Source organism: Arcicella sp. GW822-FHT02H01, from assembly GCF_058802005.1.
Genome location: NZ_JBXANT010000004.1, coordinates 1 through 26,007 on the forward strand (window position 1 = coordinate 1; position 26,007 = coordinate 26,007).

Here is a 26,007-nt window from a genome sequence, read left to right on the forward strand (position 1 = left end):
GTGGCGACATTGGAAAGAGAAGCAGGACTTGCCAAAGATACTTTGGCTAAAGCATTGAAAGGAGAACGAAATTTAAGTGAAAAGCATTTAGAGCTCTTATTACCAGTAGTAACTTCGTACGGATTTTCAACAAATTTATATGAAAAGGCTAGAGTGGTATCTGTTATCAACCATAAAGGAGGAGTAGGTAAAACTACGACAACGGGATATTTGGGTGAGGCAATTGCTAAAATGGGCTTTAAAGTATTGATTATTGATTTAGATCCGCAAGGTAATTTGAGTCAGATTTTTGATATACATCTGCAAGATGAAAAACAAGTTTACCATAGTTTAGTAAAATTAGCAGATTTGCCTATTTACAACATTGGCGAAAATCTAGACATTGCTCCGTCAGATATAGAATTGGCAAAAGCTGAAACAGAATTGGTTAATAAGGTAGGTGGCGAACAACGCTTAAAAATATTGATAGCAAGGATTAGTCAGAACTACGATTTTATTTTGATTGACTGTCCACCCTCTTTGAATATTCTTACGATGAGTGCCATGCAAGCCTCTAATAGTTGTTTAATTACCCTTTTGCCAGAAATGTCGGCTTTAAAAGGATTAAATACCCTGTTGGAGCGTATTTCGGAAGCTCGCCAAATTTTCAATCCAGCCCTACAAGTAGATGGCATTGTATTTACCATGGTAAGGAAAAATACTGTTCATGACGGGATTAAAGAGACGGTAAGAAGCATTTTCCCACACATTAAAGTATTCAGCAAGGAAATTAAACATTTGATTGCTTTTCAGAAGGCTCAGATAGAACAGATACCCATAAGAACATTTGATAAAGATTCAGAAGCTGCAAGATGTTATGAAGAGTTTTGTGACGAATACCTATCATTGTTTTAATCCAATTAACATTTTATAGAAATGGCAAAGAACATAAAAATGTCGATTGCAGAAAAAGCAAGGGTGTCTATCACAAATAGTTTTTCGCCCTTAGAGTCGATAAAGCAAAATATAACAGTCCTTGAAGAATTAAGAAGCTTCATTCCTCCCTTGTTAGATTCCGAATTAGCGCAATTAAAGGCTAATTTGTTAGCAAATGGATGCAAAGACCCACTTTTACTTTGGGAAACGACCAAGGATGTTATTGGTGAAGGCAACGTAATGGAGCCAGCTTATGTGTTGATAGATGGGCACAACCGTTATGGGATATGCAAAGAATTTGGGGTTTCTTTCAACGTGCAATTATTGTCTTTTAACTCATTTAAGGAAGTAAAGGAACACATGATTGATTTGCAGTTGGGTCGAAGAAACCTAAATGTACAGCAAGCATCATATTTGAGAGGATTGCGCTATAATACCGAGAAAAATGACGTTTCGGATAATTTACAAGGCAAAAAAGAAGGATTTTTATCAGATGGTCAAAATGACCATTTGGAAAATGCTGTAAAAATTACCACTGCCGAAAGATTAGCCAAAGAATATAATGTAGGCGAAAAAACAATTAGGAGAGATGCTGCCTTTGCTGAAGGCTTAGAAAAACTCACGCCTACCCTTCGCAATGAAGTACTTTCGGGAAAAAAGAAAGTTGAGAAAAGTAAAATACAGCTATTGGCAAAGTCGAATGAGAAAAACCAATCGATTGATGATATTGAGAAAGTAGAGGAAATTTTATTGCAACAAGAGAGTAATTCAAAAGATAAAAAATCAGAGAATGATTCAAACGATATTGCTCAAGAGAAATACAATAAAGTACTAAGTGCCATTAACGAAGCATACGCTAGTAGAAATATAGAAGCTTTTGAGGCGATAGAACTTGCTTTACAAGACTTTAAATTGATTTTAAACTGATATTTGCCAGATGGTCAAAATGTCCATTAGGTAAATGAAATCAAAAAGTATTATTGATAAAAAAGCCAGATGGTCATTTTGACCATCTGGCTTTTTATGTTTTATTTCTTTAAAATAGTATCTAAAACCTTTAGTTTCCCATCTATTTTATGGCTGTATTCTAAGCCAAGAATCTTACTAATCATTGGATAGATATTTACATTTTCAAAACCATCTATTTTTGTTTGAGGGTTGAAGGCTGGTCCCCAAGCAAAGAATGTAGCGTGCATATCTTCAATGGCTGGGTCGAAACCGTGTTTGCCTGGCGTCGTAGATTTACCTGTAATACCAAATACTTTAGGTAAATGTGGAACAAGTAAAATATCGCCAACGCGATTATACTTGTCGTCTTTTTTGCCATAATGCCAACGACTAGGAATATTTTTCTTTAAGTATACATCAAAATCCACTGCTTCTTTCTTTAAAGCTTCGTAGGTCGGCTTAATATCTTTTTTATCTTTTGCATACAATTGCAACAATGCATCTCCACGAGGAATGATGAATTTTTCAGGGTCGATTGCTTTAGGTAAAAGCATAGGATGTTCATATTCAACTTTCGTCATACCGTGGTCAGAAACAAATACGAAGTTTACAGGCAAATGGAGAGAGTCAACAGTAGCAACCAGTTTACCTATGCTATTATCTACAAAATGTACTGCTTCTTCAGTTTCTTTTGAGTCTGGGCCATAAGTATGGGCTTCATGGTCAACCTCAGGGAAATAAAAAGTAATCATATGCGGACGCTTATCTTCAGGTAATTGAAGCCAGTTTTTAACCGTTTTAATACGCGTATCAATGTCTATTTTATCGTTATAGATGTAATAATAAGTAGGTAAAGTTCCTTGAATGTTGCTTTCAGAAGCAACCCAATAAAAACTAGCACTTATCATTTGTTGTTGCTCTGCTAACACCCATAGAGGCGTTCCGCCATACCAAGAGCCATCTGCAACGGCTTTTTTATTGCCCATTCCATAACTCTCTTGGCGTTGGGCATCATAAAAAGAATTGTCAACCAATCCATGATGTGCTGGATACATTCCCGTTACGATACTATAATGATTGGGGAAAGTAAGAGACGGAAAAGAGGGTAGCATGTAGGCTGCTGTTACGCCATCATTACTTAATTTACGAAGATTCTTGGCTTGGTACTTATCAGTAAAGTCTGCACGAAAACCATCAGCCGAAATCAAGATGACATAAGGTTTTTGTTGTTGAGCTAGGCTATTGCTACGATTCGGAATAATTTGCTGCGTTAAGTCTTGAGCAATGGTATTAGAAACACAGAAGCATAGCAAGACAAAAAGAAGATGGAGTATTGATTTTTTCATTTGAAATACTATCAAAAATTGATAGGCTTTAAAATTTGTTGAAGTGAATTGATGATTAATAAAATCTCTTAAAGCAATTTAGTCCATTCTTAATCAAAAATCAAAAAACTTATTCATATCTGTTGTTTAACCAAACATCAAATGAACACAAAAGTCAAATTTATAAAAGTTAGGTATATCATCTTCATATTAAATATTTGTTAAACTTCTAATTGAAATAATGATTTTGAGCTATTGAAGAGGGAAATTTAGCAAATTTTTCGGCTAATACTCATTATGAATTTCATCCAATATTATTCTTCGCGTCGCTTTATCAAAAGCTTTTTTGTTGTATGCTTATTAGTAAATAATCTTTCAAATCTCTGCTCACAAACATTTAAGGAGGAAGATAAAGAAAATCTGGGGCTGTATTTTCATAATCCAGATACTACTTTTCGCCTATTGAAAGAAAAGTACAATAAGGCAAACGAGCAAAAGGATTTTGTTCAAGCAGGACTTTATCTACAGCAAATGGGGCAAATTTGTTATCACTTTGGGCATTATCCTCAGGCGTTGGATTTCCATTTACAGGCCAGCACGATATTTAAGGCCAACCAAAAGAAAGAACTGTTAGCAGGTAATTTAAACGATTTGGGTGTTTTATATTATTACAATCATCAGCGAAACTTGGCTCGTCAGTATTATGATGAAGCATTGGTGATTTATAAAAATACCAAAAATGATTTAGGCATGGCCAATACGTTGGGTAAAATTGGGCAGTTATACGAAAAACAACAGAAATATGATAGTGCCTTTGTCTATCAGCGTCGGGCAATGATGCATTACCAAAAGATTAATAATCGCCAAGGAATGTCCAAGATTTATGAAAACATTGGAAGTATTTATGAAGACCTTGCTAAGTATGACTCAGCCTATTTTTATTACCAACGCTCATTTACGCTTAATAAGGAAACAAACAATCAGATAGCCCAAATAGAAGTATTGAATAATCTAGGAGATGTTTTTAGAAAAACAGATAAGGTAAAAGAAAGCTTACAGTATTCTAAAAAGGCCTTGGCTATGGCATTGGATACAAAAGAAAATTATCAGCTATCAGGAGCGTATCGTGATATTGCAAAAGCCTATAATTTACTAGGACGAAACGATAGTGCTTATCATTACTTAGAATTAAGCCGAAAAACAGCCTTAGATATTTATGATGAGAATAGTAATAAGCAATTGGCATTGTTACAAGTAATGTATGATATTAGTAAAAAGAATAATGAAATACAGCAATTGAATAATGCGAAAAAGCAAAACCAAATTATTGGCTTTGCCATCGGAATCGTAACCGTTTTATTAGCAGCTTTGGCGACGGTAATTATTAGCCGACAGCGCTTGAAAATAAAAAGTGAGCGATTTTTGAATGAAGAGCGAAATTATGTATATCAAACCCAAAAGGAATTGATGGAAGTAGCTTTGAGGAATAAAGTATTGGAGGAAGAAAATCTTAAAAATCTATTGGAAGTAAAAACCAAAGAATTGAGTTCGCACACCCTGCATGTTATTCAGAAAAATCAGTTGCTTGAAAAGCTATATAACAAACTAGAAGAAATGATTAAAGACGAGCGTCGTGACCCTAAACGCCAGCTTAGGCAAATCATGCAGGAAATCAATCAAAGTTTTAATCATGACCAATATTGGGATGAGTTTAGGGGTATTTTTGAGCAAGTACATCAGAGCTTTTTTGATAAGCTAAAAGCTAAGACTGATAACCTTACGGCAAACGATTTACGATTGGTGGCTTTGTTAAAAATGAATCTTAATTCTGCTGATATTTCCTCGTTGTTAGGGATATCTCAAGATAGCTTGAGGGTAGTTCGTTATCGTCTTCGTAAGAAATTAAACTTAGCTCAAGGAGATAGTCTTTCGGCATTTATTCAAGCATTATAGGTTGTTAATGATTTGGAAATGTAACGGTAACAATTTGATAATGTAGCGATTGTTTGTTTTTAAAGTGTTGATTTTTAGGTAATTATATATTTTTTGTTTCTATTGTTGCCTTCTTGTTTATGCCCTTTGTAACGCTGTTGCTTTTTTGTAACGCCCCAAATTTGGTTGTATTCATTTTGTATTTGAACCTTTGTCACATCAAAAAAATGATGTCGAAAGATTTTTTAACTAAGCTCACACGAAAAAGCTAATTAAAAATAAATCACAAAACAAAATGAACAAAATATACAGCCTGATTAGCTTTTTTATCTTAATCACTTTTACTGCTTTCTCAGGAACATTGAGTGGGGTAGTGATTGATAAAGAAACGGGCGAACCACTAATAGGAGCGAATGTACGATTAGATAAAAAAGGTTTTTATGATGTTACTGGACTAGACGGTTCTTTCAGCATCAAGAATCTTCCAGCAGGAAAATACCAAGTAAAGATTAGCTACATTACTTATGAAACTATTACACAAGAAGTAATCATCGGTAAAGACAATACTTTTCTAAAACTGAGTTTAGTACCTGATTCAAAACAATCCCTCAATGAAGTTGTTGTGACTGCCACGTCCGATAAATCAACGGAAAATTCAGCTCGTTTTTCAGAACGAAAAGCTAATCAATTGATGAATATTGTTTCTGGTAGGGCGATAGAAATTTCTCCAGATTTAACGGTGGCGAATTTAATACAAAGAGTATCGGGAATTTCTATTGAAAGAAATAGTAATGGTGACGGGCAATATGCTATTCTGAGGGGAATGGATAAGCGTTATAATTATACTTTGGTGAATGGTATCAAAATACCTAGTCCAGACAACAAATATCGCTATGTACCGCTAGATATTTTCCCTTCTGAACTGTTAGGTCGTTTAGAAGTATTTAAGACCTTGACGCCTGATTTAGAGGGTGATGCCGTAGGAGGTGTTGTAAATATGGTGATGAAAGATGCACCTAATCAATTAGAAATTAAAGGGAATTTAGCAGGAGGGTACAATGAATTGTTTATCAATCGTGGATTTACAAGTTTTGATGCAAGCCAGATTCAAAAGCAATCGCCTTATGAATTAAGTGGTAGTACTTATTCGGCGACATCAAAAGACTTTCCGAAAGGAACTTTGACATTGCAAACTAAAAATCCGAGTCCAAATATAGTAGGAGGGTTATCAATTGGAAATCGTTTTTTACAAAACCGTTTGGGTGTAATTTTAGCAGGGAGCTTTCAAAATACGTATCGTGGTAGCAATAGTAAATTCTTCTCTTCAACGGTTTATGATACTGAAAAAACTTCAAGAATTACCAGTTTAGCTGAACGTCAATTTTCTGAAAGACAAGAGCGTTTAGGTTTGCATGCCAAAATAGATTTTCGATTTAACGAGCGAAATAAGTTGCAGTGGTATAATGCGTATATGAACCTGATTAACGAGCAATTAAGAGACACTAAAACAACAGAATACTCATCAGGAGGGTACGACCCAGAAAAAGGAAATGCAGGCTTAACGTTTGGGGTTCGTTCAAGGCTTACACAACAACAAATTTTCAATAGTACTTTACAAGGTACACATCAATTATCAGATAAATTCAAATTCAATTGGTCGGCAGTATATTCTACGGCTTCTAACCAAGTGCCTGATAATACTAGTTTTAGCGTATTGGGTAAAAGAGAAAATTTTGTTGAAACCAAAATATATCCACAGCAAAGCAGTCGCCGTTGGGAACATAATGATGACCGCGATTTAGCCACTTACTTAAACTTGACGTATTTAAGTTCATGGAAGAGTAACCTGCTAGAAATCAGTACAGGAATATTGTATCGAGATAAACAGAGAAGTAATTTTTATAATAACTATGTACTTCAACCAACGAATCCTTTTGCAGTGTTTGGTAAAGACTTTAACAATTATAACGAAGTAGATTTTACCGTTCAAAACCCAAGAGGAACAGTAGCCTCAGCATTAAATTATGAAGCTACTGAAAAAATAGCAGCAGGGTATTTAATGGCAAAACTAAATACCAAAGCAACGCAATTCATTGGTGGACTTAGGGTTGAAAATACAGACCAAGGCTATCAGATGTTATTTCCACTTGGTGAACTTCATCCGTCTGGAAATCAAGTATATACTGATTTTTTGCCAAGCTTAAACGTCAAACATAGTTTAAATAATATTCAAAATTTGCGTGCTTCATATTTCCGTTCAATCAATCGTCCAGGATTTTTCGAGATTGTTCCAGGGAAAGTAGTCAATGAAGAATTTCAAGAAAGAGGAAATCCTGATTTGCAACGTGCTGTGGCCGACAATATTGATTTGAGGTATGAATATTTTCCGAATGCATCAGACCAAATAATGGCTGGAGTTTTCTACAAATACATTAAAAACCCAATAGAATATACCTTGCAAGTGGATGAAGTTAGAGGCCAAGACGTATTCTATACACCAGGGAATTTTGGGAATGCCAATAATTACGGCTTGGAGTTAGATGTAATCAAGTATTTCAAAAACTTTGGCATCAAGGCAAACTATACCTACACACATTCGTCTATTACAACCAAAAAGAATATCAGGATTCGTAATAGTGCGGGGAACTTAGAATCTATCTCCGTTGATCAAACGCGTCCACTCTATGGACAGTCGGAACACATCGGTAATTTTTCTTTACTCTATAGAAATTCAAAAACAGGATGGGATGCACAATTAGCAGCGTCGTATACTGGTGAGCGTATCAATACAGTTTCACAGTTTTTAGATAATGACTTATGGCAAGAAGCCTTCGTTCAGATGGATTTCTCTGTAGAAAAAAAACTGAGTGACCGTTGGGTAGTTTTTGGCAAAGCCAACAACTTATTGAATACGCCGATGAGAGTATTTATCAAAAATACCAATCCAGTCAATGCCAATATACCAGAGCAATCAAAAGGAGGAAATGATAAAACCTTGATTCGCGAAGATTATTACCAAAGAAGTTATTTAATAGGCATAAAATTCAAATACTAAAATATTCAAAATTCAACTTTATTAATGTCATGAAAAATTCAAAAATCTTAGTAGGAGCATTCTTACTAGCCACATTGTTTAGTGCTTGTAGTAAAGACGAAAACAAAACAACACCCGTTGTAGAGCAGTCGGTAACGGGCGAAGTATCAGGAACTTGGGTAAAAGGTTCTATCATCCAAGTAAAAACGGACATCATCATTCCAGCAGGCAAAAGCTTAACGATTGAAGAAGGCGTAACAGTAGTGATGGATACGACAAGCAAGCCTGAAATTATCGTAAATGGTAATTTGTATGTAACAGGAAGTACAGCTAACCCTGTAAAAATGACTGTTCCTGAAAGTGCAAGAATTACTAAAAACAAATTCGGTAAGTTGTGGGGTGGAATTTTGGCTTCAAAAACTTGTTCAGAATTGTTGTTAAATAATGTAATTATGGAGTATGGTGGTGCTGTTACAACAGAATCGTCAACATCTGTAAAACAAGGTTTATACAAGGCTGTTAGCGGTGAATTTGACCCTGCTATCTGGTTTTCTAATACCGCAGGAAAGTTAATAATGCAAAACTCTATCGTTCGTTTTTGGCATGATGACTGTACTTATTTAGAAGGGGGAAGCATCATTTTTAGCAATAACACTTTTCATACAACAGGTGAAAGTGGTGGAGAAGCTATCAACATCAAATCAGGTTGTGTTGCTGACGTAGCTTATAACTTAATTTATAGCACAAATACAAATGCCTTGAAATTATCAAATGCTGGTGACCGTACTCCTCAAGCGTATGTAGTGGCTTATAACAACACGATTGTGAATACAGGCTGGAGAAGACCAACTATTAAAGGTGGTTCTATTTGGGTAGAAGCAAGTGTTCGTGCAGATTTGTATAATAACTTAATGGCAAACACTCGTTTTGGTATTAAGAGAGACGCTAAAAAACCAGAAGATAGTCGTTCGGTAGTTAGTAATTCATTGTACTATGGCTATACGCAAGAGGGAGTAAATCAATTCCAACCAAGTACTGAAATTTTAACAGGAAAGAACGATATTATCAGTACAAAAGTAGGTGATAACGACCCTAAATTTGTGAATTATCCAGTAAGTACTGATAAATCAAATGCTGACTTCACAACTACTTGGGACTTCCACTTAGCTACTGATTCACCAGCGTTGAATAAAGGAATCACTACCTTCACGAGAAACTATAAAGACGGTATCACGATTAATGGTCAGACTTACAAATCGCCTGAACCTGCGTCGTATATTGGTGCTTTTGGAACGAAGTAAATAGTTGTGATTGAGTGGATTACGAGTTAGTGATTCACTCAATCACTAACTCACAATTAAATAGAAAGAATAATGAACCATAGGCTTTTAACCATCTTTTTGCTTGCCTTTTCGCTTAATGCTTGTAAACAAGTGGCTGTTCAAACAAATACTACTGCTAGTGAACAACCCATCGTACAGCCCACTTTTATTACTGAACCTGTACAACATGATACCGACGACCCTGCTGTTTGGATAAATCCCAATGATGCCAGCAAAAGCCTAATAGTGGGTACAGATAAAGACGTAGATGGAGCTTTGTATGTGTATGATTTGCAAGGGAAAATTCAAGCGGATAAAGTAGTACATGGATTAAAGCGACCTGATAATGTGGATATTGAATATGGCTTAGTGCTAAACAACAAAGCCACAGATATTGCCGTAGTTACAGAGCGTCTGACCCATAAACTACGTATTTATTCATTACCAGACATGAAGGCCGTTGATAATGGAGGCATTGAGGTATTCGAGAACGAAACAGGAGCAGAGTTTCGTGACTTGATGGGAATATCTTTATACAAAAACAAAGTAGGAAAAATTTATGCGATTGTAGGTAGAAAATCGGGTCCAACAGATGGTAGTTACCTTTGGCAATATCTTTTGGAAGACAATGGTGCTGGACAGGTAAAAGCTACGTTAGTAAGAAAGTTTGGGGCATATAGCGGAAAAAAAGAAATAGAATCTATCGCTGTAGATGATGAACTTGGCTATGTCTATTATTCCGACGAAGGCGTTGGCGTAAGAAAATATTACGCTGAGCCAACAAATGGTAACCAAGAATTAGCGTTGTTTGCTACTACAGGTTTTACTGAAGACCATGAGGGAATTTCTATTTATCAAACCTCACCAACGACTGGTTATATTTTAGTTTCGGATCAAGGAGCAAATCAATTCCATATTTTTAGCAGAGAAGGGACAGCTCAGAACAAAAACGACCATCAGTTACTAAAGGTAGTGAAAGTAAAAGCCAATAAAAGTGATGGTTCTGAAACAGTTGCAGTGTCTTTAAATAATACTTTCAAAAAAGGATTATTTATTGCCATGAGCGACGACCGTACTTTTCATTTCTATAAATGGGAAGATATAGCAGGAAAAGAACTTAAGTAATGAAATGAATAGTATCGAGTTTTGATTGCGGAGTTATAAAAAATACTCCGCACTTAAAACTCAAATTTCTTAGTTCTTATTGATATTGACTACTCTATGAGCCTCTACTAGCAAGGCAATTTCTTCCATCATATCTAATACTTCATCTATTTCACTTTCTTTCCACAAAACAAAATAGTTTTTCAGTGGTGTACGCATCATATATTCCTTACCATGCGAAGTCCAAAAATCATGAATGCCTATTTTGTTTTCCAACATTTCTTGAAAAGCACCAAACTCAAATTCATTCAGGATAAACAAAGAGTTTTTGTAGGCAAGGTTATACTTTTTACAACATGGACAGTAACCAATATAACCGTTTGCATTTTCGGTTAACGTATTGAAATCGTGTGAGTTTTCCATAAGAATAGCTTTAAACAATGACGCTTATTAATTAGATAGTAGACGAACAGAAATTAAGCAACAATAGCGAGTATTGGCCAAGGAATTAGAAATCTGAAGATTACTATAATCACTATTAAGAAAAACTACCACCGCAAAGCAGTGGCAGTTTATATAAGAGAGCGATGTCTTTTACTCTCTCATTGAGCGATTCAATATCATCAGTTAAACTTTGTACTTGCTTCTGGTTGATATACATATCTGAATGTATAATAACGCGCTACATCAGTAGTAGTTGGAGTAGTCGGAGCACCTTTATAGTAGCTCAAAATCTCTACTTTAGCATATTTGCCATCAGCAGTTTTTATTAATATTACTTTTCCTGCTGCAGGTGTAATGATACCATTAGCATAGTTGTACCAACCATTTCCTGCACCTGTTGGAATAGCAAATGTGGTTTTAGTATCTTGTGCAAAAGTGGCAGAAGCAGGCACTTCTTTGATTTCATCGAAAATACCCGATATTACTACTGCGCCACCTTGGCCACTACCAGAACCACCACCATTTGTGATAATTGTAGTAGCTCTTACGCCAATATCCCATTTCGTAGTTGCTGAGTCTGAGCTAGCAACAGCACCAGTTTTGAAGCTAAAGAAAGCATATTTTCCTGTTCCTGCAGGCTGGCCGTTAGCACCAACGGCAGTTGTAGGGTCGGCAGCTAAATCTTTCACTGTTTCTGATTTTACGGGTTGTACTACTACTTCATCATCTTTTTTACAAGCAGTAAAGAGCGTACTAATAACTAAAGCTGACAAGGCAATTTTTTGTAAAGAATTCATGTTTTTTGTATTTAAATAAAGGGATGAGTTTATGATATTTTCTCGCACTGGTAACCTAGCCCAACAAGGGCACTAATAATTTTTTCGCTCGGTGTAAATTGTTCAGACACAATTTTTAAAACTTTGTTCACATCATGAAAGTCAATGTTGAAATTGCTAATTCCTACTGACTTGAGGGCATCCCAAATGGCTTGTATACCAATAGGAGAGGTAATGTTTGTTTTGAACATTAATGTTTCCATCTGACTGATTTTATTGTTTAGGAGTTAAGTACAAATCCATTAACCATCTTTGAGCATCAGAACGAGTTTCAAAAATATTTACAGGACAGCCATAGGTACGCTTAGCTAAATATTGTACAATATGGTGATAGACGTTTGCCATAAAAAATGATTTCGTGACGATTGCAATCCCAAAACATTGTCTGGAAAACTCTCTACGATAATGTTTAAACCAAGTGGTTTCTAATTTTACGACACCTCTTTCGCGACATAGATTTCCTTCTGGGTAGTCGAAGAGCAAGCCAAAACTTTCGTTTTTATTAATAAGCTTACTCATTTCTGACAAATAGCTTCTGGTATCTTCCTGCGTTGTTTTTCCACTAATTTTCATCGAAAAAACAGGACATTTAAAATGTGTTTCAATTTGTACCATTAGCTTAGTTATTGTGAATTGTATTCCTAAAAATTAGCTCTAAATCAATCTTTTCACAGGCTGTATGCAACACAAATAAAAATTCTTTCATTTCTGTGTTATTTAAAAATAGACCAGTTGAAAATATATCTGTTTGTATATTTGGAACGCTTCTTAAATTGCACAATTCTATGACATAAAACTTTTGGGCATGCGGGGCTTCATTTAATTTTCTTAAAAACGTCACCATCGTAGTCCATTCAAAAGTCATCAAAGAGTTTTTATATTGAACTTGTATTTCATTACAACATTTACATTGCCAAGCACTGGCGTTATCCGTTTCAACTAAAATGATATGTTGTTGTTGCATCTCTTTCATATTGATAAAATTTAGTAGAAAACTTTTTTAAAAACAGTCTCGATAATTCAAGACTGTTTTTGTACAATGTGAACGAAAAGAAAAAATAAAACTATTGATTCTCAGAAATGACTTTAATAAAATCATAGTCATTTACTATTTACCATAATCTCGTGAATTCGGGATAAACGACCCCCCCGAATGCTACTCTACTGTTCTGTAATCTTGTGCTTTTCAAGGTTGATACCAAGGCTTACCCAAATGAGTCTTCCTGCTAGGTTAGGGATATTTCTATTATCTGTATAACCCAATACATTATCAACACCTGCTTGTAATCTAAATCTTTCCTGAAAGGTTTTACTGGCAGATACATTCCAAAGGATGTATCCATTTACAAATTCATTGCTAACATCAGCAATACCATTTCCGTTATAATCAGCAAAACCATATCTACTTCTATAAATCCCTCTTAACGAAGCCGTTAATCCACTTTTCATGTCTTCATAGAATACTTTGATGTTGGCTGAATGCCTAGAGCGATTGAAAAGTCCTTCATAGTCTGCAGCTTTTACCCTTACTGTTACCAACGTTTCAGGGTCACGTCTGAATAATTCACCTCGGGCTATTTTATCTACTACGTCTTTATCTTTTGCTTCCAAAAACTGATAGCCTGCACTCAACGTAATAGGCGACTTATTATTGGCAATCGTATAACTAGCATCTAATTCTATTCCTTGTGTAAATGCTTTCGTAAGATTCATGTAACTAAAAACACTTTGTCCATTCGTTTTCAAGGCTACGGCTTGGGTTTGAATTAGGTTTGAAATATCATTTCTAAAAACATTTGCCTTGAATTTCAGACCATTATCTAAATCAACTTTTCCACCAAAATTAAACGCTAATGAGCTCTCAGCTTTTAACTCTCCGAATTTACTTACATCGAACAACACTTCTGCAATCTGATTTTCAGCCTGTAAACGAGCTAAATTTAATGCTACTTCTTGCGTACCAAATACGCTATAGCCAGCTACGGCATTGGTGAAGTTGAGGTATAACTGTCTGAAATCTGGTGCCTTGAAACCCACTCCAACAGAGCCGTTGAGTTTTACCTTTTTAGATAAATCATAAGCCACCGAAACTTTGGGGCTAAACTGAGCTTTGTAAGCAGAGTGAGCGTCAAAACGACCACCGATAGTTAGGTTTAGAGCACTCACCAGTAAATTTTCGTATTGAAAAAACCCATAATTGGTTTCAAATCTTTTCACATCATCGTATCTCGTTGCTTCTACACTCTCCCAAATTTTACCAGCCCCAAGCGTTAATACTTGTTTATTGCCTATGGCATAATCTACCTGAATTTCTGGTCTTAGAAATTGCTGATTGAAGTACGTTGCATCATATACGTTATTGTCTTTCTGAAATAAAAGTTCAGAATTTGTTTTATACTGTGTATTGTAAAATCTAAAAACAGCTTTTAGGTTTTGGTGAAAAGAAACCCTTAAGCTTGGGTTAATATTCCAGTCTTTTACCGACCCTGTTCCTACTATTTGATCCGTTCCGACTAATAAGCTACTTTCTTGATTTTCAATATTATACCTTGTTGATATATTCAAACTTACATTTTTTGAAAAATCATAGGTAAATTTTGGGGTAATCGTATAATTTTGAAAAGGTGAAACTGTTGGTCCAAAAGTTTCAGGCGTAAAATCATATCCTCCAGAAGCATAACGATTTAAGAAAAGGTTGAACCCTAACTTTTTCGTTTTCATGCTCATGTTTCCAGATAAATCAGTTGTCTGATTCGTTCCGTATCTTGCTGAAAAAGAACCTTTTGTCCCATTAGGTCTTTCAGTAATGATATTTACTACTCCAGCCAAAGCCTCTGAACCATATAAACTAGAGGAAGGCCCTTTTACGATTTCAATTTGTTTAATATTAGCTACTGCCAATCTTGATAATTCTAAAGTACCAGCTGTTCTCCCAACCAAAGGTTCACCATCCAAAAGAATTAAAGTATAATCTGGACTAAACCCTTGAACTTGAAGCCCTTGCCCGTGGTCGTTTACAATAAAAAGCCCCGTTTGTTCTGCAAGTACTTCGCTTAATCGCAATGAACCCATCGCCCGAATCTGTTTCTGCCCAATCAGTGTTACAGGCATGGGTAAAGCGTTTAAAGCCCTTTCATTGCGAGTAGCGGTTACAACAACTTCATTTAAATTACTTGTCTTTAAACTATCACTTAAAACATGTTTCTGTTGCCCAAACACGTTTAAAGCATTATATATAAATAATAAGGTAATTATACACTTCATAAGATGTTCGGGTAATTAGCTTTTAGCAGCGAGCTTCAGCATTATTCAATGTTAGTGATTGATATGAATCTTTGTTTGATAATTTAGAGAAATCCAATACTTGTTTCCTTTCCAATAGTCCTATCGTCTCAAAATCTAAAATCCCTAGGTCTAACGTCTTACATCAAGCGTCTTATGTCTTCTAGTCTTACAGTGTAATAGCCCCAAGTCTCCAAAACTTTCTATTTCAAAAGGAACATGACAAAGGTAATAGATTATTTAGAAGGATTCCAAATAAAAACTAAAATTATTTTGAATTAGTCTAAATAAGTATAATCTTTGCATTGTCAAAATCACATTTGATGTCTTTAAATAATTAAATCCTTATATAAACAGTATCATGAATAAACAATTATCAAAACACTTTTTTAGTATTATTTTCTGCAGTGTTTTATTGTTAAACAGCGTATTTGCAGTAGCTCAACAAACAGCCCTTGTAAAAGGAAAAGTTTTTACAAGTGACGGAAAAGCAGCAGAATTTGTAAACGTTGTTCTAAAAGGAACAAATAAAGGAGTTGTGGCTGATGCAAATGGCTACTATGAGATTACACAAATTAAACCAGGAAAATATACCGTACAAGCAAGTTTTGTAGGCTTAGAACCACAAAACCAAAGTGTTGTTTTAGCGGCTGGTGAAACAAAAGAAATAGATTTTAGATTAACTGAAGACAGTAAACAACTAAAAGAAGTTGTGGTGGTATCAAATCCAAGCAAATATGTAACGGATTATCCATCGATTTCACTTCGTTTAAAAACTCCATTACTTGAACTGCCTCAGAATATTCAAGTAGTGACTGCCCAAACATTAAAAGACCAACAGATTTTTGATATGTCTGAAGGCGTTACTCGTAATGTAAGTGGTGCGGCACGTTCAGAACACTGGGAAACTTATGCACGTATTGTGATGCGTGGTTCAAGAATTGCAGCTTTCAGAAATGGGATGAACGTAACTGAAACTTGGGGCCCACTTACTGAAGATATGAGTATGGTTGAGCGTATAGAAATCGTAAAAGGACCAGCAGGATTTATGCTTGCTAGTGGCGAGCCAAGTGGTTTTTATAATGTAGTGACTAAAAAACCAACAGGTCTTACGAAATCAGAAATCGGTATGACAGTAGGTAGTTTTGGAACATACCGTAGTACCGCAGACTTTGATGGAAAATTAAGCAAAGATGGTAAAATACTTTATCGCCTTAACTTGATGGGACAAATGAAAGGTACTCATCGTAATTTTGAATACAATAACAGGGTTTCAATAGCGCCTGTAGTGAAATTCCAGATTAATCCAAATACTTCATTAACAGCAGAATATACTTATCAAGGAGTTGAAATGTCACCAATTGGTTCGGCTTATGCATTCTCTGCAAAAGGTATCAGCGATTTGCCTTATAATTTCACTACGTTAGAACCAAATTTGAAACCAACTTACATCAAAGATCAATCTTTGTTCCTAACACTTTCGCATAGCATTAATAACAACTGGAAATTCACAGGCCAGTTAGCATATTTGAATTTTGATCAAGTAGGACAAAGTCTTTGGGCATCTGGCTTTAGTGGTGATACTTTAAAAAGAACCGCGTCTATTTGGGATATTTTAGGAACAACCAAAGTAGGACAATTCTTTTTGAATGGTGATGTACAAACAGGAAGTATCAAACACCGCATTTTAGCAGGAATAGATATGGGTAATAAAGACTATTACCACGATTGGGCACAAGGAGGTATAATAGGAGATTTGAATGTTTACCATCCTGTATATGGACAAACACCTTCAAGTAATTATCCAAAATATGACCGTACTTTAGACATCCGTGAACGTGGTGTTCACTACAACAATAGCTATACTGCTTTTTATGCTCAGGATGAAGTAAGACTTTTTAATGAAAAATTACGCTTTACGTTAGCTGGACGCTATACTACAACAAATGATACAGACCCTTATTCTGGAACAGTTGGTACTGATAAATTTACGCCAAGAATAGGTTTGAGTTATTCAATCGACAAAAGTACTAGCGTGTATGCTGTGTATGACGAAGCATTTATTCCACAAGCTGGCGGTACTTTTGAAGGAAAGAAATTTGACCCTATTATTGGAGATAATAAAGAAATTGGTTTGAAAAGAGAATGGTTGAATGGCCGTTGGATGGCATCTGTTGCTGCTTATAAAATCACTAAAAACAATGTACTTACTGATGACCCTAACCACCAATTCTTTTCTATTCAACTAGGACAGACACAAACACAAGGGATAGAGTTTGATGTAAGAGGACAAGTGCTTCAAGGATTAGAAGTAACGATGAACTATGCTGTAACGGATGCTAAAGTAACCAAAGATACTGATGGTTCACAAATAAGCAGACAAGTACCAGGCACAGACAAAAATATTTTTAACGCATGGTTGAATTATCGTTTCCAATCAGGAAAAGCAAAAGGTTTGGGCTTATCATTTGGTGTTCAGCATAGTGCAGGAAGAAGTAACTGGTATGGAGCTTATAATAAAGCAGTTGACCCTACAATGCCAAATTATACACGTTTCGACGGAGCGGTATCTTACCAGTTTGACAAATTCTCAATCGCATTAAATGTAAACAATATTTTCAATGAGTATTTGATTACAGGGGGGTCATTCTATGCATGGAGCAATTATTATTACTCACAAGTAGAAGCTTTGCGTAATGCTCGTTTAAGTATCAATTACAGATTCTAAAAAATTTACCGTGTTCATTTAGCACCTCAGCGTAATAAATGAACACATTATTACCAACATCAAGTTTAATATATAAATAGTAATTGGCTATCTGTATATTAAACTCGATGTTGGCTAAATCAACTCATAGCATCATAAAATGAATTTCCCAGTTATTGTAGGGATATAAGTTTTTTGAATAAAAGAGATAATTCTTTACGAGTACCTTATTAATCATTGAGCGTTAATCATACTTAAATATATGAAGAGTTTTAAAAAAATTATAGGACAGGTTCACCTGTGGCTTGGACTTGCGTCTGGCCTTGTGGTGTTTATCGTTTCTATAACGGGCTGTTTGTATGCTTTTCAGGAAGAAATACAGAATGTCACACAGCCTTTTCGCTTTGTAGAATCCCAAAATAAACCATTTTTACGACCATCAGTCCTTGAAAAAATAGCATTAAAAGCTTTGCCAAACAAACAGCTACATGCTATCATGTATTCAGGTAAAAGTCAGTCAGCACAAGCTATTTTTTATCATTATGAACCATCCTATTATTATATCACCTACCTCAATCCTTATAATGGAGAAGTATTGGAAGTAAAAGATATGGATAGTGATTTTTTTAGAATAGTACTAATGGGGCATTATTATTTATGGCTCCCACCAACGATAGGTCAGCCAATAGTGGCTACTTCAACATTGGTTTTTGTAGTCATGTTGATTTCTGGTATTATTTTATGGTGGCCAAAAAACGAAAGTGCTGCCAAACAACGCTTTTGGTTTCGTTGGAAAAATACCACAAAATGGAAACGTAAAAACTATGATTTACATAATATTTTAGGTTTTTATTCAGCTTGGATTGTCTTGATTATTGCCTTAACGGGCTTGGTATGGGGCTTTGAATGGTTTTCTAACGCGGTGTATGGAGGCTTGGGAGGTGAAAAATCAACGATGTATACAGAAGTTTTTTCAGATAAAAAACAGAAAGAGCTTGTAACAAAACAATCGCCTGCCATTGACCGTATTTGGTATAAAATGCTTGCAGAACAGCCACTTGCCAAAACGATAGAAGTACATATTCCAGAGTCTGATTCAGCATCGCTTGCTGTCAATGTAAATATGGAAGAAGGCACAACGTGGAAAATTGATTACCGTTATTTTGACCAATATTCGTTAAAAGAATTATCCGTAAATCACCTTTATGGAAGATTTCCTGTAGATAAAGTAGCTGATAAAGTACTCCGAATGAATTATGATATTCACGTAGGAGCAATATTCGGCTTGGCAGGAAAAGTATTAGCCTTTTTAGTGAGCTTAGTGGCTGCTAGTTTGCCTATTTCTGGTGTGTTGATTTGGTGGGGGAGAAGAAAAAAACTGGCTTGATTGTAGAATCCTCAAAGTACCTATAGTATTATTTAATCAAACCCAAAACAGTCAAATATGAAGAAGAAAATATTATTCAAACTGGCTTTTTTATTTACCATTATGTGTCTCCCGTTTTTATCCATGGCACATGGATATTGGCTTGAAACACAAGGCTCTGGTAAAATAGGAAGTCCCGTTAAAATCCTAATGTTTTACGGAGAATACGCTTCTGGAATAAGAGAAAAAGGAGATAGGCTCAATAAAATGAATGAACTTACTGTTTCAGTAATTGATGGAGATGGAAATCAATCAGCCGTTACTATGACTCAGCAAGAAACCCATTGGGAAGGAATTTTTACACCAAAAACAGAAGGAACCTACCAGATTTTGGCCATCAACGATACGCGAGAGGTACAAGATTGGACAAAACATAATTTAGGAGTTACTCGACCTGTACAGTTTTTGCGAACCATTTATCAAGTTGGTAAAATAAGTAGCCCAAAGAACAAGCTTCAGTTTTTGGATATTACCGTTAGTAAGGAAAAAGACAAGGTTGTGTTAACAACGTATAAAGACCAAAAGGGTTTGTCTAAGACTAAAGTAACTGTTATTAACCCACAGACTTGGGAGAAATCATTATTCACTAATGAAAAAGGAGAAAGCTCTTTTTCCCCAACAGGAAAAGGAATGTATTTAGTAGAATTGGAATGGATTGATAACACTCCCGGGACTTTTAAAGGGAAGGATTATCAAACAATTAGATATAAATCTGAAACAACCTTTATGCTTGATTAATAAGCAATAATCTATTGACTTGAAAAATTGATGATAGCTTTTCTGAAAAGAAAAGCTATACCCTCATGTGCTAAAAGTTTGACAAAATCACTTTTTGTCGATAAAAAAATACCAAAACTTAACTCTTTACTTAATATTAAAATGAAAAAATATTTACATAATATAATCCTTCTAAAACGTATACTGCCTTTGTTAGTATCGCTTATTACATTTTCAGGATTTGCCCAAAATACAGGGAAAATCATCGGAACGGTAAAGCTGACGGATGGTAGTCCTGCTGAATTTGTTACGATTTCGATTAAAGGAACAAACAAAGGTACTACCACTAATAACAAAGGTGAATATCAACTTGAAAAGCTCAAAGCAGGTACTTATACAGTAGTTGCTAGTTTTGTAGGTTTTGATTCTCAGGAACTTAAAACCACGTTGAAAGCCAATGAAACGAAAACACTTCCTGTGTTTAATCTGAAAGAAAATACCAAAAACCTTAATGAGGTAATTGTAACAGGAGAAAAATCAGAAAAATATATTGCTGAAAATCCATCGGAATCTCTTCGATTGACAGCTCCATTGATTGAAATTCCACAAAATATCACCGTTGCTACACGCCAGACAATTGTTGATATGGGAATGCTTAATAAAAACGACGTTATCAGAGCCGTAAGTGGTATTACTAAGACTTATGGCGAAGACTTAGATGCTAGTCTTTTGATAAGAGGAACTGATGCAACGTATAGCACTTATCGTAACGGGGTAGGTGGACCTATTTGGTGGAATGCACAAGAAGATGCAGGCATGATTGAAAGAGTAGAATTTGTAAAAGGACCAGCAGGCTTTATGTTAGCCAACTCTGAACCAGGGGGTTTGGTAAATACTGTAACCAAACAACCCACTCATGAAAGAATCAATGAAATTACGTTTGGGCTTGGTAGTTTTAACATGATGCGTACTGCCATTGATTTGGGTGGAGAATTTTCAAAGGATGGGAAATTAACCTACCGTTTAAATACAGGATTTCAACAAAGTGCGAAGTTTTATAAAATGGGAAATTTCAACCGTTACTTTATTTGCCCTTCTTTGAAATATGATTTTACGCCAAAATCAAGCATTACTATTGAACATAACTATGTAAAAGCTGTTACAGCTCACAATTCGTATAATCAGATATCAATCAACGAGCAATTCTTTGCTTTACCATACGATATGGCTATGAACGATCCTAATGTTGGTAACTACATGGGGTCAGATGTTTATACAAGATTAGGCTTTAAACATCAAATCAATGACAATTGGAATTTGAATGCTCAAGTAGCCTATATGTCAACAGATTGGGATGGTATGGCACTGTATGTGAATAATATATCGGCTACAAAAGACACCATTTATCGTACAAGTTCAGGAAGTGACTGGACGGGCAATTTATACAATATGCAAGTATTTGCAGATGGAAAATTCAAGACAGGGAAATATGTTGAACATAAAGTATTAGTAGGCTTAGATTTTGGTGATGGTGGCGAAGGAAATAATTATAAAGGAGATTGGAGTAATCCTGAAAGATTAAAATTGTCTATTAAAAACCCCATTTATTATCTTCCAAAAGATAGCGTAAGATATACTCCTGCTGAAAATAATGGCTCATGGCGTTCTACTAACAAGTGGCAAGCATTATATATACAAGACCATATCAAAATTGCAGGGAAGCTTATAGTAACGTTAGCGGGAAGATTTACTAGCCTTACAACAGGGCAAGATTATAACGGAGGAGTAGATGACCCAGAATATGAAATTACCGAAAATGCCTTTACGCCACGGTTTGGCTTAACGTATATGCCATCTAAAAACCTTTCAGTTTTTGCTATTTATGATAAAAGCTTTTTGGCACAACGTGGCGCTATTTTTGGAGAGGGACGTTTGCCTGCACTTACAGGAAGCAACAGAGAAATAGGCGTTAAAGCATTGTTATTAAATAATAGACTTGGTGTAAATGCCTCTATTTATCGTATCGAGAAAAACAATGTAAGTACAAGTGACCCAATCCACGATGGTTTTTACTTAAAAACAGGACAGATAACGAGCGAAGGCTTTGAAATGGATATCGTAGGGAATATCACTAACAATGTAAGTGTTGTTGCTAACTATTCTTATACCAATGCTCGTGTAACCAAAGATGCAGATTCTACTGTAATAGGCATCAAAAACTATGGAACACCAGACCATACGTTAAATGGTTGGTTGAAATACAAATTTACAGATGGTATTTTAAAAGGACTTGGATTTGGTGCTGGGGTGCAATACATGGGTAGTCGTAGCGGCGTATATGTAGGTTGGGGAAGTGAATTTGGCAATAAAACATTACCAACTTATACAATCTATGATGCTTCGTTATCTTATAATTTTAATAAACTTTCAATCGGTTTGAATGTGTACAACATTGGAAATCAGAAGTATGTGAGCAATGGATATTATAATCCAGATGCAAAAGAATGGATTTATAACCCAGGTACGCCTGTAAACTTCAGAATTCAAACAGTTATTAAATTTTAAAGCATTGAGTATGGCCGATAAATATAGATTAGCTTTTCTGACAGTAGCCTTTATTGGTTTACTGTCAGGTAGCGTCTGGGCACAACAGAAACCGAACATTTATATCAATTGCGCAACTTCTACAACACGTTGTTATCAGGATTACCTACTTCAAAGTTTGTATACCTGCAATTTTGTGAGAGATGCTTCTAGTGCTACGATACAAGTATTAGTAACAGAAAAGCCAAATTCGCAAGGAGGATACCGTATAAACTTTGAGTTTACAGGGATGAATGACCTAGTGGGCAAGAAGGATACGCTTTTTTTCGATTTACCGCAAGGGCAAACGGAAGAGTATGTTCGAAGTATGATTGTGACCCACATATCAAAAGGGCTATCTTTTTTATTACATCATACAGCTTTTGAAAAAGCATTTGATGCCAAAGTAAATGAATCGTTTGTTCAAGCAGATTCTGTGTATATCGAAAATCGGGATTTATGGAAAGGATGGAATTTTACAGCAGCCTTTGAGGGCTATATGGAGGGGCAATCGAATTATGTGTACTATAATGTAGGTCCTAAAATTGCCATCAGGAAAATCACACCCAAGCATAAACTGGTCGTTAATATACAGCAGGGATTTAAAAAGAACAGTTATACCATAGATGAAATTAAACAATCTATTTTAATCAAAAGTCTTGATATTATTCCGTTATACGCACGCAGTATCAATGAACATTGGTCTGTTGGAGGGATTATGCATTATCGTAGTAGCGAATATAGTAATATCAAAAGTAGCATTAGAATAGCTCCATTGCTTGAATATAATTTATTCCCGTACTCAAAAAATACCATTAAACAGATACGATTTGTATATCAGGCAGGCGTACAAAGTTTTGATTATTATGGAGAGAGTATCTGGAATAAAATTCAAGAGACGCTCCCTTATCAACGTTTGGCAATATTAACCGATGTAACTCGCAATTGGGGAAGTATCAGAGGGTCTGTGCAGAGTAGCTCTTATTTAAACGATTTGACTAAGAATCGCCTTTCATTTGTCAGTGAATGTTCGTTCCGACTAGCAAAAGGTTTATTCTTTAATATAACAGGGCAGTTTGAAATGGTAAATGACCAAATCTCATTGCTGAAAAACCCTTTGGATGAAACGACTTATTTATTAGGAGGACAGCAGTTGGCGACAAAAAACAATTTTTGGGCAGAGTTTGGTATTTCATACAATTTCGGAAGCAAGTATACTAGCATTGTGAATCCTCGAATGGGAAGTTTAGATGAAGTCTGGTTTCAAAATAAATAAACGATGACATTAAAAAAAATATCAGGGCTCTTACATTTATGGCTTGGTTTAGCATCGGGTATAGTCGTGTTTGTGGTATGTATAACAGGTGCTATTTGGGCATTCTCGCCAGAAATAGAAAACTGGACGCAGTCTTATAGACATGTAGAAAAGCAGAACAAACCTTTTTTACTTCCTTCTCAACTAAAAGAAATTGCACAAAAGCAGTTTCCTAAGCAAATTGTTTCAACGGTGGCTTATTTTGAAGAAGGAAAATCAGTCGTGGTTTATTATAGAGGAACAGACTTTAGGGCATCGGCTTATATTAATCCTTATTCGGGCGAAGTACTGAAAGTAGTAAATGATGAAAATGATTTTTTTAGCATCGTCATTACAGGTCATTATACGCTTTGGCTAGGTGAAATCGGAGGGGAAATTGTAAGATGGGGTACGCTATTATTTACTATCTTATTAATAACAGGTATTGTGTTATGGTGGCCCAAAAATAAAGCTGCTGCCAAGCAACGCTTTTGGATAAGATGGAAAGAGAATGTAAAATGGAAACGTAAAAACTATGATTTACACAATGTACTAGGTTTTTATAGTGCATGGATTGTCATATTTGCAGCCCTCTCTGGTTTAGTTTGGACGTTTGAATCTGTCAGTAAAGCAGAGTATTGGCTAGCTAGCGGGGGTGAAATACCTGTAGAAGAACCACAGGCATTGTCTATCAAAAAAGGAACAGTGGCACCCAAAAATGGAGTAGACATTTTGTATTTAAAGATGCTAACTAAATACAAGAATAATATTGGAGAAATGTATGTCTCAATTCCTGAGGCAGATTCTTCAATAATTGGCTTTTATATCATCCCGAAAGAGAAAGCATATCAGTCAGATGATTATTCTTTTGACCAATACAGCTTGGCTGAAATTGGACATGGAGCTTATGCCGACATGAATGGAGGAGAGAAGCTTAGAAGACTAAATTATGATATTCATATCGGAAGCATATTTGGCTTACCTGGTCGAATCGCTATGTTTTTTGCAACCCTCATTGGAGGAAGCCTACCCGTAACAGGCTTTTATATCTGGTGGGGACGTAGGAATAAAACCAAACAAAAATCAAACAATATTAATTACTCACAGGAATTTTCACGTAAAAAAATGTCTAAAATAAAATGAAAAAACTATTCTTCGCTATGGTATTGATGGGAGTATCAATCTTAGCAAATGCTCAAAAAAGTACGGATATTGCTGCCATTAAAGGTCAATGTGGCTGTTTTGATATAAAATTCAGTTATGCAGAAACCTTTGCACCCGATAAAAGCTATCAATATCACGACCGTTACGTAACGGGAGGAAGAGAATGGGTTTTTGTGGATGAAGAAAGCAAAGACAAGTTGGTATTAATGCACTTGTTGGTTATTAACGATACGATGGTCATAAAACATTGGCGTGAAGACTGGCAGTATGAAAATACTGACCTATTGGCTTTTGACAAAGGAATGACTTGGAAGGCTACACAATTGCCTAAAAATCAGGTGAAGGGACAGTGGTCTCAATCTGTTTTTGAAGTAAACGATATGCCACGTTATGAAGGTACAGCTTCTTGGATTCATAAAGATGGCCAACACCTTTGGGCAAATATTACTGATGCGCCACTTCCAAGAAGAGAATACACTAAGCGTTCAGATTATCAGGTATTGAGAAGAAACAATCGTATCCATGTAACGCCTGCTGGCTATTTACATGAGCAAGATAATGATAAAGTGATTCGCGATGCATCAGGCGATAAGTTATTGGCACAAGAAAAAGGATTGAACGATTACAAAAAAATTGATGATGAAAAATGTAAGATAGCAACTGAATTCTGGGCTAAAAACCGTGAATATTGGGTTGATGTTCGTACTGTATGGGGACAATTGATTGCTCAAAACAAAGGAATTAGCTTAAAAGCAAAATCAGATGATGGAAAGATGTTATGGAAAGAATTAGATGATTTAGTAGAATCATTAAAAGCGAAGGGAGAGAAAAATGCGACGAAACGTCAAGCAGAAATTCGTTCGGTAATCAATAAGTATTTGAATAATAGTAATTTGTATTCTTTGAAAAACTAGATTTAGCTACCCAAATATAAAAAATCCGTCGTCTGTATTTTAACAAACGACTGATTTTTT

Annotated in this window: 20 protein-coding genes; 13 read left to right on the top strand and 7 right to left on the bottom strand. The window is 35.5% G+C overall.

All coding sequences use genetic code 11. The features are described from left to right. The coding region (locus AC1RNE_RS22000) for a ParA family protein (RefSeq protein WP_492804220.1) at positions 1-894 on the top strand (894 nt) is incomplete at its 5' end. A gap of 21 nt (positions 895-915) precedes the next feature. Next, the gene (locus tag AC1RNE_RS22005) at positions 916-1,842 is read left to right on the top strand and encodes a ParB N-terminal domain-containing protein (RefSeq protein ID WP_492804221.1); all 927 of its coding nucleotides are present in this window, start codon (positions 916-918) and stop codon (positions 1,840-1,842) included. A gap of 101 nt (positions 1,843-1,943) precedes the next feature. Here AC1RNE_RS22005 and AC1RNE_RS22010 read toward each other — a convergent pair whose 3' ends face one another. Beyond that, complete coding sequence (locus tag AC1RNE_RS22010) at positions 1,944-3,209, bottom strand: alkaline phosphatase family protein (RefSeq protein ID WP_492804222.1); 1,266 nt, start codon at positions 3,207-3,209, stop codon at positions 1,944-1,946. A 276-nt stretch (positions 3,210-3,485) separates the two neighbouring features. Here AC1RNE_RS22010 and AC1RNE_RS22015 point away from each other — a divergent pair, with 276 nt between their 5' ends. From AC1RNE_RS22015 to AC1RNE_RS22030, 4 genes are all read left to right on the top strand, one after another. Beyond that, positions 3,486-5,141 (top strand): tetratricopeptide repeat protein, encoded by a 1,656-nt coding sequence (locus AC1RNE_RS22015; protein WP_492804224.1) that lies wholly within the window; start codon positions 3,486-3,488, stop codon positions 5,139-5,141. A gap of 274 nt (positions 5,142-5,415) precedes the next feature. Continuing rightward, the gene (locus AC1RNE_RS22020) at positions 5,416-8,175 is read left to right on the top strand and encodes a TonB-dependent receptor (RefSeq protein ID WP_492804225.1); all 2,760 of its coding nucleotides are present in this window, start codon (positions 5,416-5,418) and stop codon (positions 8,173-8,175) included. 29 nt (positions 8,176-8,204) lie between these two features. Beyond that, positions 8,205-9,455 carry a right-handed parallel beta-helix repeat-containing protein gene (locus AC1RNE_RS22025; protein WP_492804226.1) on the top strand — a complete coding sequence of 417 codons (1,251 nt, stop codon included), beginning with the start codon at positions 8,205-8,207 and terminating at the stop codon, positions 9,453-9,455. A 72-nt stretch (positions 9,456-9,527) separates the two neighbouring features. Next, positions 9,528-10,601 (top strand): phytase, encoded by a 1,074-nt coding sequence (locus AC1RNE_RS22030; protein WP_492804228.1) that lies wholly within the window; start codon positions 9,528-9,530, stop codon positions 10,599-10,601. Positions 10,602-10,670: 69 nt separating this feature from the next. Here AC1RNE_RS22030 and AC1RNE_RS22035 read toward each other — a convergent pair whose 3' ends face one another. The 6 genes from AC1RNE_RS22035 to AC1RNE_RS22060 form a co-directional block, all read right to left on the bottom strand. Then, positions 10,671-11,003 (bottom strand): DUF6686 family protein, encoded by a 333-nt coding sequence (locus AC1RNE_RS22035; RefSeq protein WP_492804230.1) that lies wholly within the window; start codon positions 11,001-11,003, stop codon positions 10,671-10,673. Positions 11,004-11,203: 200 nt separating this feature from the next. Next, complete coding sequence (locus AC1RNE_RS22040; RefSeq protein ID WP_492804231.1) at positions 11,204-11,821, bottom strand: HmuY family protein; 618 nt, start codon at positions 11,819-11,821, stop codon at positions 11,204-11,206. Positions 11,822-11,850: 29 nt separating this feature from the next. Next, on the bottom strand, positions 11,851-12,063 hold the full coding sequence (locus AC1RNE_RS22045; RefSeq protein ID WP_492804233.1) for a hypothetical protein: 213 nt from the start codon (positions 12,061-12,063) through the stop codon (positions 11,851-11,853). A gap of 10 nt (positions 12,064-12,073) precedes the next feature. Then, entirely contained in the window at positions 12,074-12,475 is a 402-nt protein-coding gene (locus AC1RNE_RS22050) for a SpoIIAA family protein (RefSeq protein WP_492804235.1), read from the bottom strand. Positions 12,476-12,479: 4 nt separating this feature from the next. Then, positions 12,480-12,833, bottom strand: coding sequence for a hypothetical protein (locus tag AC1RNE_RS22055; RefSeq protein ID WP_492804236.1), 354 nt, complete (start codon positions 12,831-12,833; stop codon positions 12,480-12,482). A 188-nt stretch (positions 12,834-13,021) separates the two neighbouring features. Further along, positions 13,022-15,124, bottom strand: coding sequence for a TonB-dependent receptor plug domain-containing protein (locus AC1RNE_RS22060; RefSeq protein WP_492804237.1), 2,103 nt, complete (start codon positions 15,122-15,124; stop codon positions 13,022-13,024). Between the two features lie 379 nt (positions 15,125-15,503). Between AC1RNE_RS22060 and AC1RNE_RS22065 the strand changes: the two genes are divergently transcribed. The 7 genes from AC1RNE_RS22065 (at position 15,504) to AC1RNE_RS22095 (ending at position 25,947) form a co-directional block, all read left to right on the top strand. After that, positions 15,504-17,870: a TonB-dependent siderophore receptor gene (locus AC1RNE_RS22065; protein WP_492804239.1), complete on the top strand. Its 2,367-nt coding sequence runs from the start codon at positions 15,504-15,506 to the stop codon at positions 17,868-17,870. A gap of 241 nt (positions 17,871-18,111) precedes the next feature. Continuing rightward, complete coding sequence (locus AC1RNE_RS22070; RefSeq protein ID WP_492804241.1) at positions 18,112-19,236, top strand: PepSY-associated TM helix domain-containing protein; 1,125 nt, start codon at positions 18,112-18,114, stop codon at positions 19,234-19,236. 57 nt (positions 19,237-19,293) lie between these two features. Continuing rightward, the gene (locus AC1RNE_RS22075; RefSeq protein WP_492804243.1) at positions 19,294-20,013 is read left to right on the top strand and encodes a nickel transport complex, NikM subunit,transmembrane; all 720 of its coding nucleotides are present in this window, start codon (positions 19,294-19,296) and stop codon (positions 20,011-20,013) included. Positions 20,014-20,154: 141 nt separating this feature from the next. Beyond that, positions 20,155-22,557: a TonB-dependent siderophore receptor gene (locus AC1RNE_RS22080; protein WP_492804244.1), complete on the top strand. Its 2,403-nt coding sequence runs from the start codon at positions 20,155-20,157 to the stop codon at positions 22,555-22,557. A gap of 10 nt (positions 22,558-22,567) precedes the next feature. After that, on the top strand, positions 22,568-23,851 hold the full coding sequence (locus AC1RNE_RS22085; protein ID WP_492804246.1) for a hypothetical protein: 1,284 nt from the start codon (positions 22,568-22,570) through the stop codon (positions 23,849-23,851). A 3-nt stretch (positions 23,852-23,854) separates the two neighbouring features. Next, entirely contained in the window at positions 23,855-25,012 is a 1,158-nt protein-coding gene (locus AC1RNE_RS22090) for a PepSY-associated TM helix domain-containing protein (RefSeq protein WP_492804248.1), read from the top strand. Next, positions 25,009-25,947, top strand: coding sequence for a DUF6607 family protein (locus tag AC1RNE_RS22095; protein WP_492804249.1), 939 nt, complete (start codon positions 25,009-25,011; stop codon positions 25,945-25,947). The genes AC1RNE_RS22090 and AC1RNE_RS22095 overlap by 4 nt, the downstream gene beginning before the upstream one ends. Positions 25,948-26,007: the final 60 nt, after the last annotated feature.

Excerpts from the sequence above, each read along its gene's own strand:
- AC1RNE_RS22015 (WP_492804224.1), top strand. The coding sequence starts at position 3,486 with ATGAATTTCATCCAATATTATTCTTCGCGTCGCTTTATCAAAAGCTTT.
- AC1RNE_RS22005 (WP_492804221.1), top strand. The coding sequence starts at position 916 with ATGGCAAAGAACATAAAAATGTCGATTGCAGAAAAAGCAAGGGTGTCT.
- AC1RNE_RS22030 (WP_492804228.1), top strand. The coding sequence starts at position 9,528 with ATGAACCATAGGCTTTTAACCATCTTTTTGCTTGCCTTTTCGCTTAAT.
- AC1RNE_RS22080 (WP_492804244.1), top strand. The coding sequence starts at position 20,155 with ATGAAAAAATATTTACATAATATAATCCTTCTAAAACGTATACTGCCT.
- AC1RNE_RS22040 (WP_492804231.1), bottom strand. The coding sequence starts at position 11,821 with ATGAATTCTTTACAAAAAATTGCCTTGTCAGCTTTAGTTATTAGTACG.
- AC1RNE_RS22010 (WP_492804222.1), bottom strand. The coding sequence starts at position 3,209 with ATGAAAAAATCAATACTCCATCTTCTTTTTGTCTTGCTATGCTTCTGT.
- AC1RNE_RS22050 (WP_492804235.1), bottom strand. The coding sequence starts at position 12,475 with ATGGTACAAATTGAAACACATTTTAAATGTCCTGTTTTTTCGATGAAA.
- AC1RNE_RS22060 (WP_492804237.1), bottom strand. The coding sequence starts at position 15,124 with ATGAAGTGTATAATTACCTTATTATTTATATATAATGCTTTAAACGTG.
- AC1RNE_RS22090 (WP_492804248.1), top strand. The coding sequence starts at position 23,855 with ATGACATTAAAAAAAATATCAGGGCTCTTACATTTATGGCTTGGTTTA.
- AC1RNE_RS22065 (WP_492804239.1), top strand. The coding sequence starts at position 15,504 with ATGAATAAACAATTATCAAAACACTTTTTTAGTATTATTTTCTGCAGT.
- AC1RNE_RS22045 (WP_492804233.1), bottom strand. The coding sequence starts at position 12,063 with ATGGAAACATTAATGTTCAAAACAAACATTACCTCTCCTATTGGTATA.
- AC1RNE_RS22085 (WP_492804246.1), top strand. The coding sequence starts at position 22,568 with ATGGCCGATAAATATAGATTAGCTTTTCTGACAGTAGCCTTTATTGGT.
- AC1RNE_RS22055 (WP_492804236.1), bottom strand. The coding sequence starts at position 12,833 with ATGAAAGAGATGCAACAACAACATATCATTTTAGTTGAAACGGATAAC.
- AC1RNE_RS22020 (WP_492804225.1), top strand. The coding sequence starts at position 5,416 with ATGAACAAAATATACAGCCTGATTAGCTTTTTTATCTTAATCACTTTT.
- AC1RNE_RS22070 (WP_492804241.1), top strand. The coding sequence starts at position 18,112 with ATGAAGAGTTTTAAAAAAATTATAGGACAGGTTCACCTGTGGCTTGGA.
- AC1RNE_RS22075 (WP_492804243.1), top strand. The coding sequence starts at position 19,294 with ATGAAGAAGAAAATATTATTCAAACTGGCTTTTTTATTTACCATTATG.
- AC1RNE_RS22025 (WP_492804226.1), top strand. The coding sequence starts at position 8,205 with ATGAAAAATTCAAAAATCTTAGTAGGAGCATTCTTACTAGCCACATTG.
- AC1RNE_RS22095 (WP_492804249.1), top strand. The coding sequence starts at position 25,009 with ATGAAAAAACTATTCTTCGCTATGGTATTGATGGGAGTATCAATCTTA.
- AC1RNE_RS22035 (WP_492804230.1), bottom strand. The coding sequence starts at position 11,003 with ATGGAAAACTCACACGATTTCAATACGTTAACCGAAAATGCAAACGGT.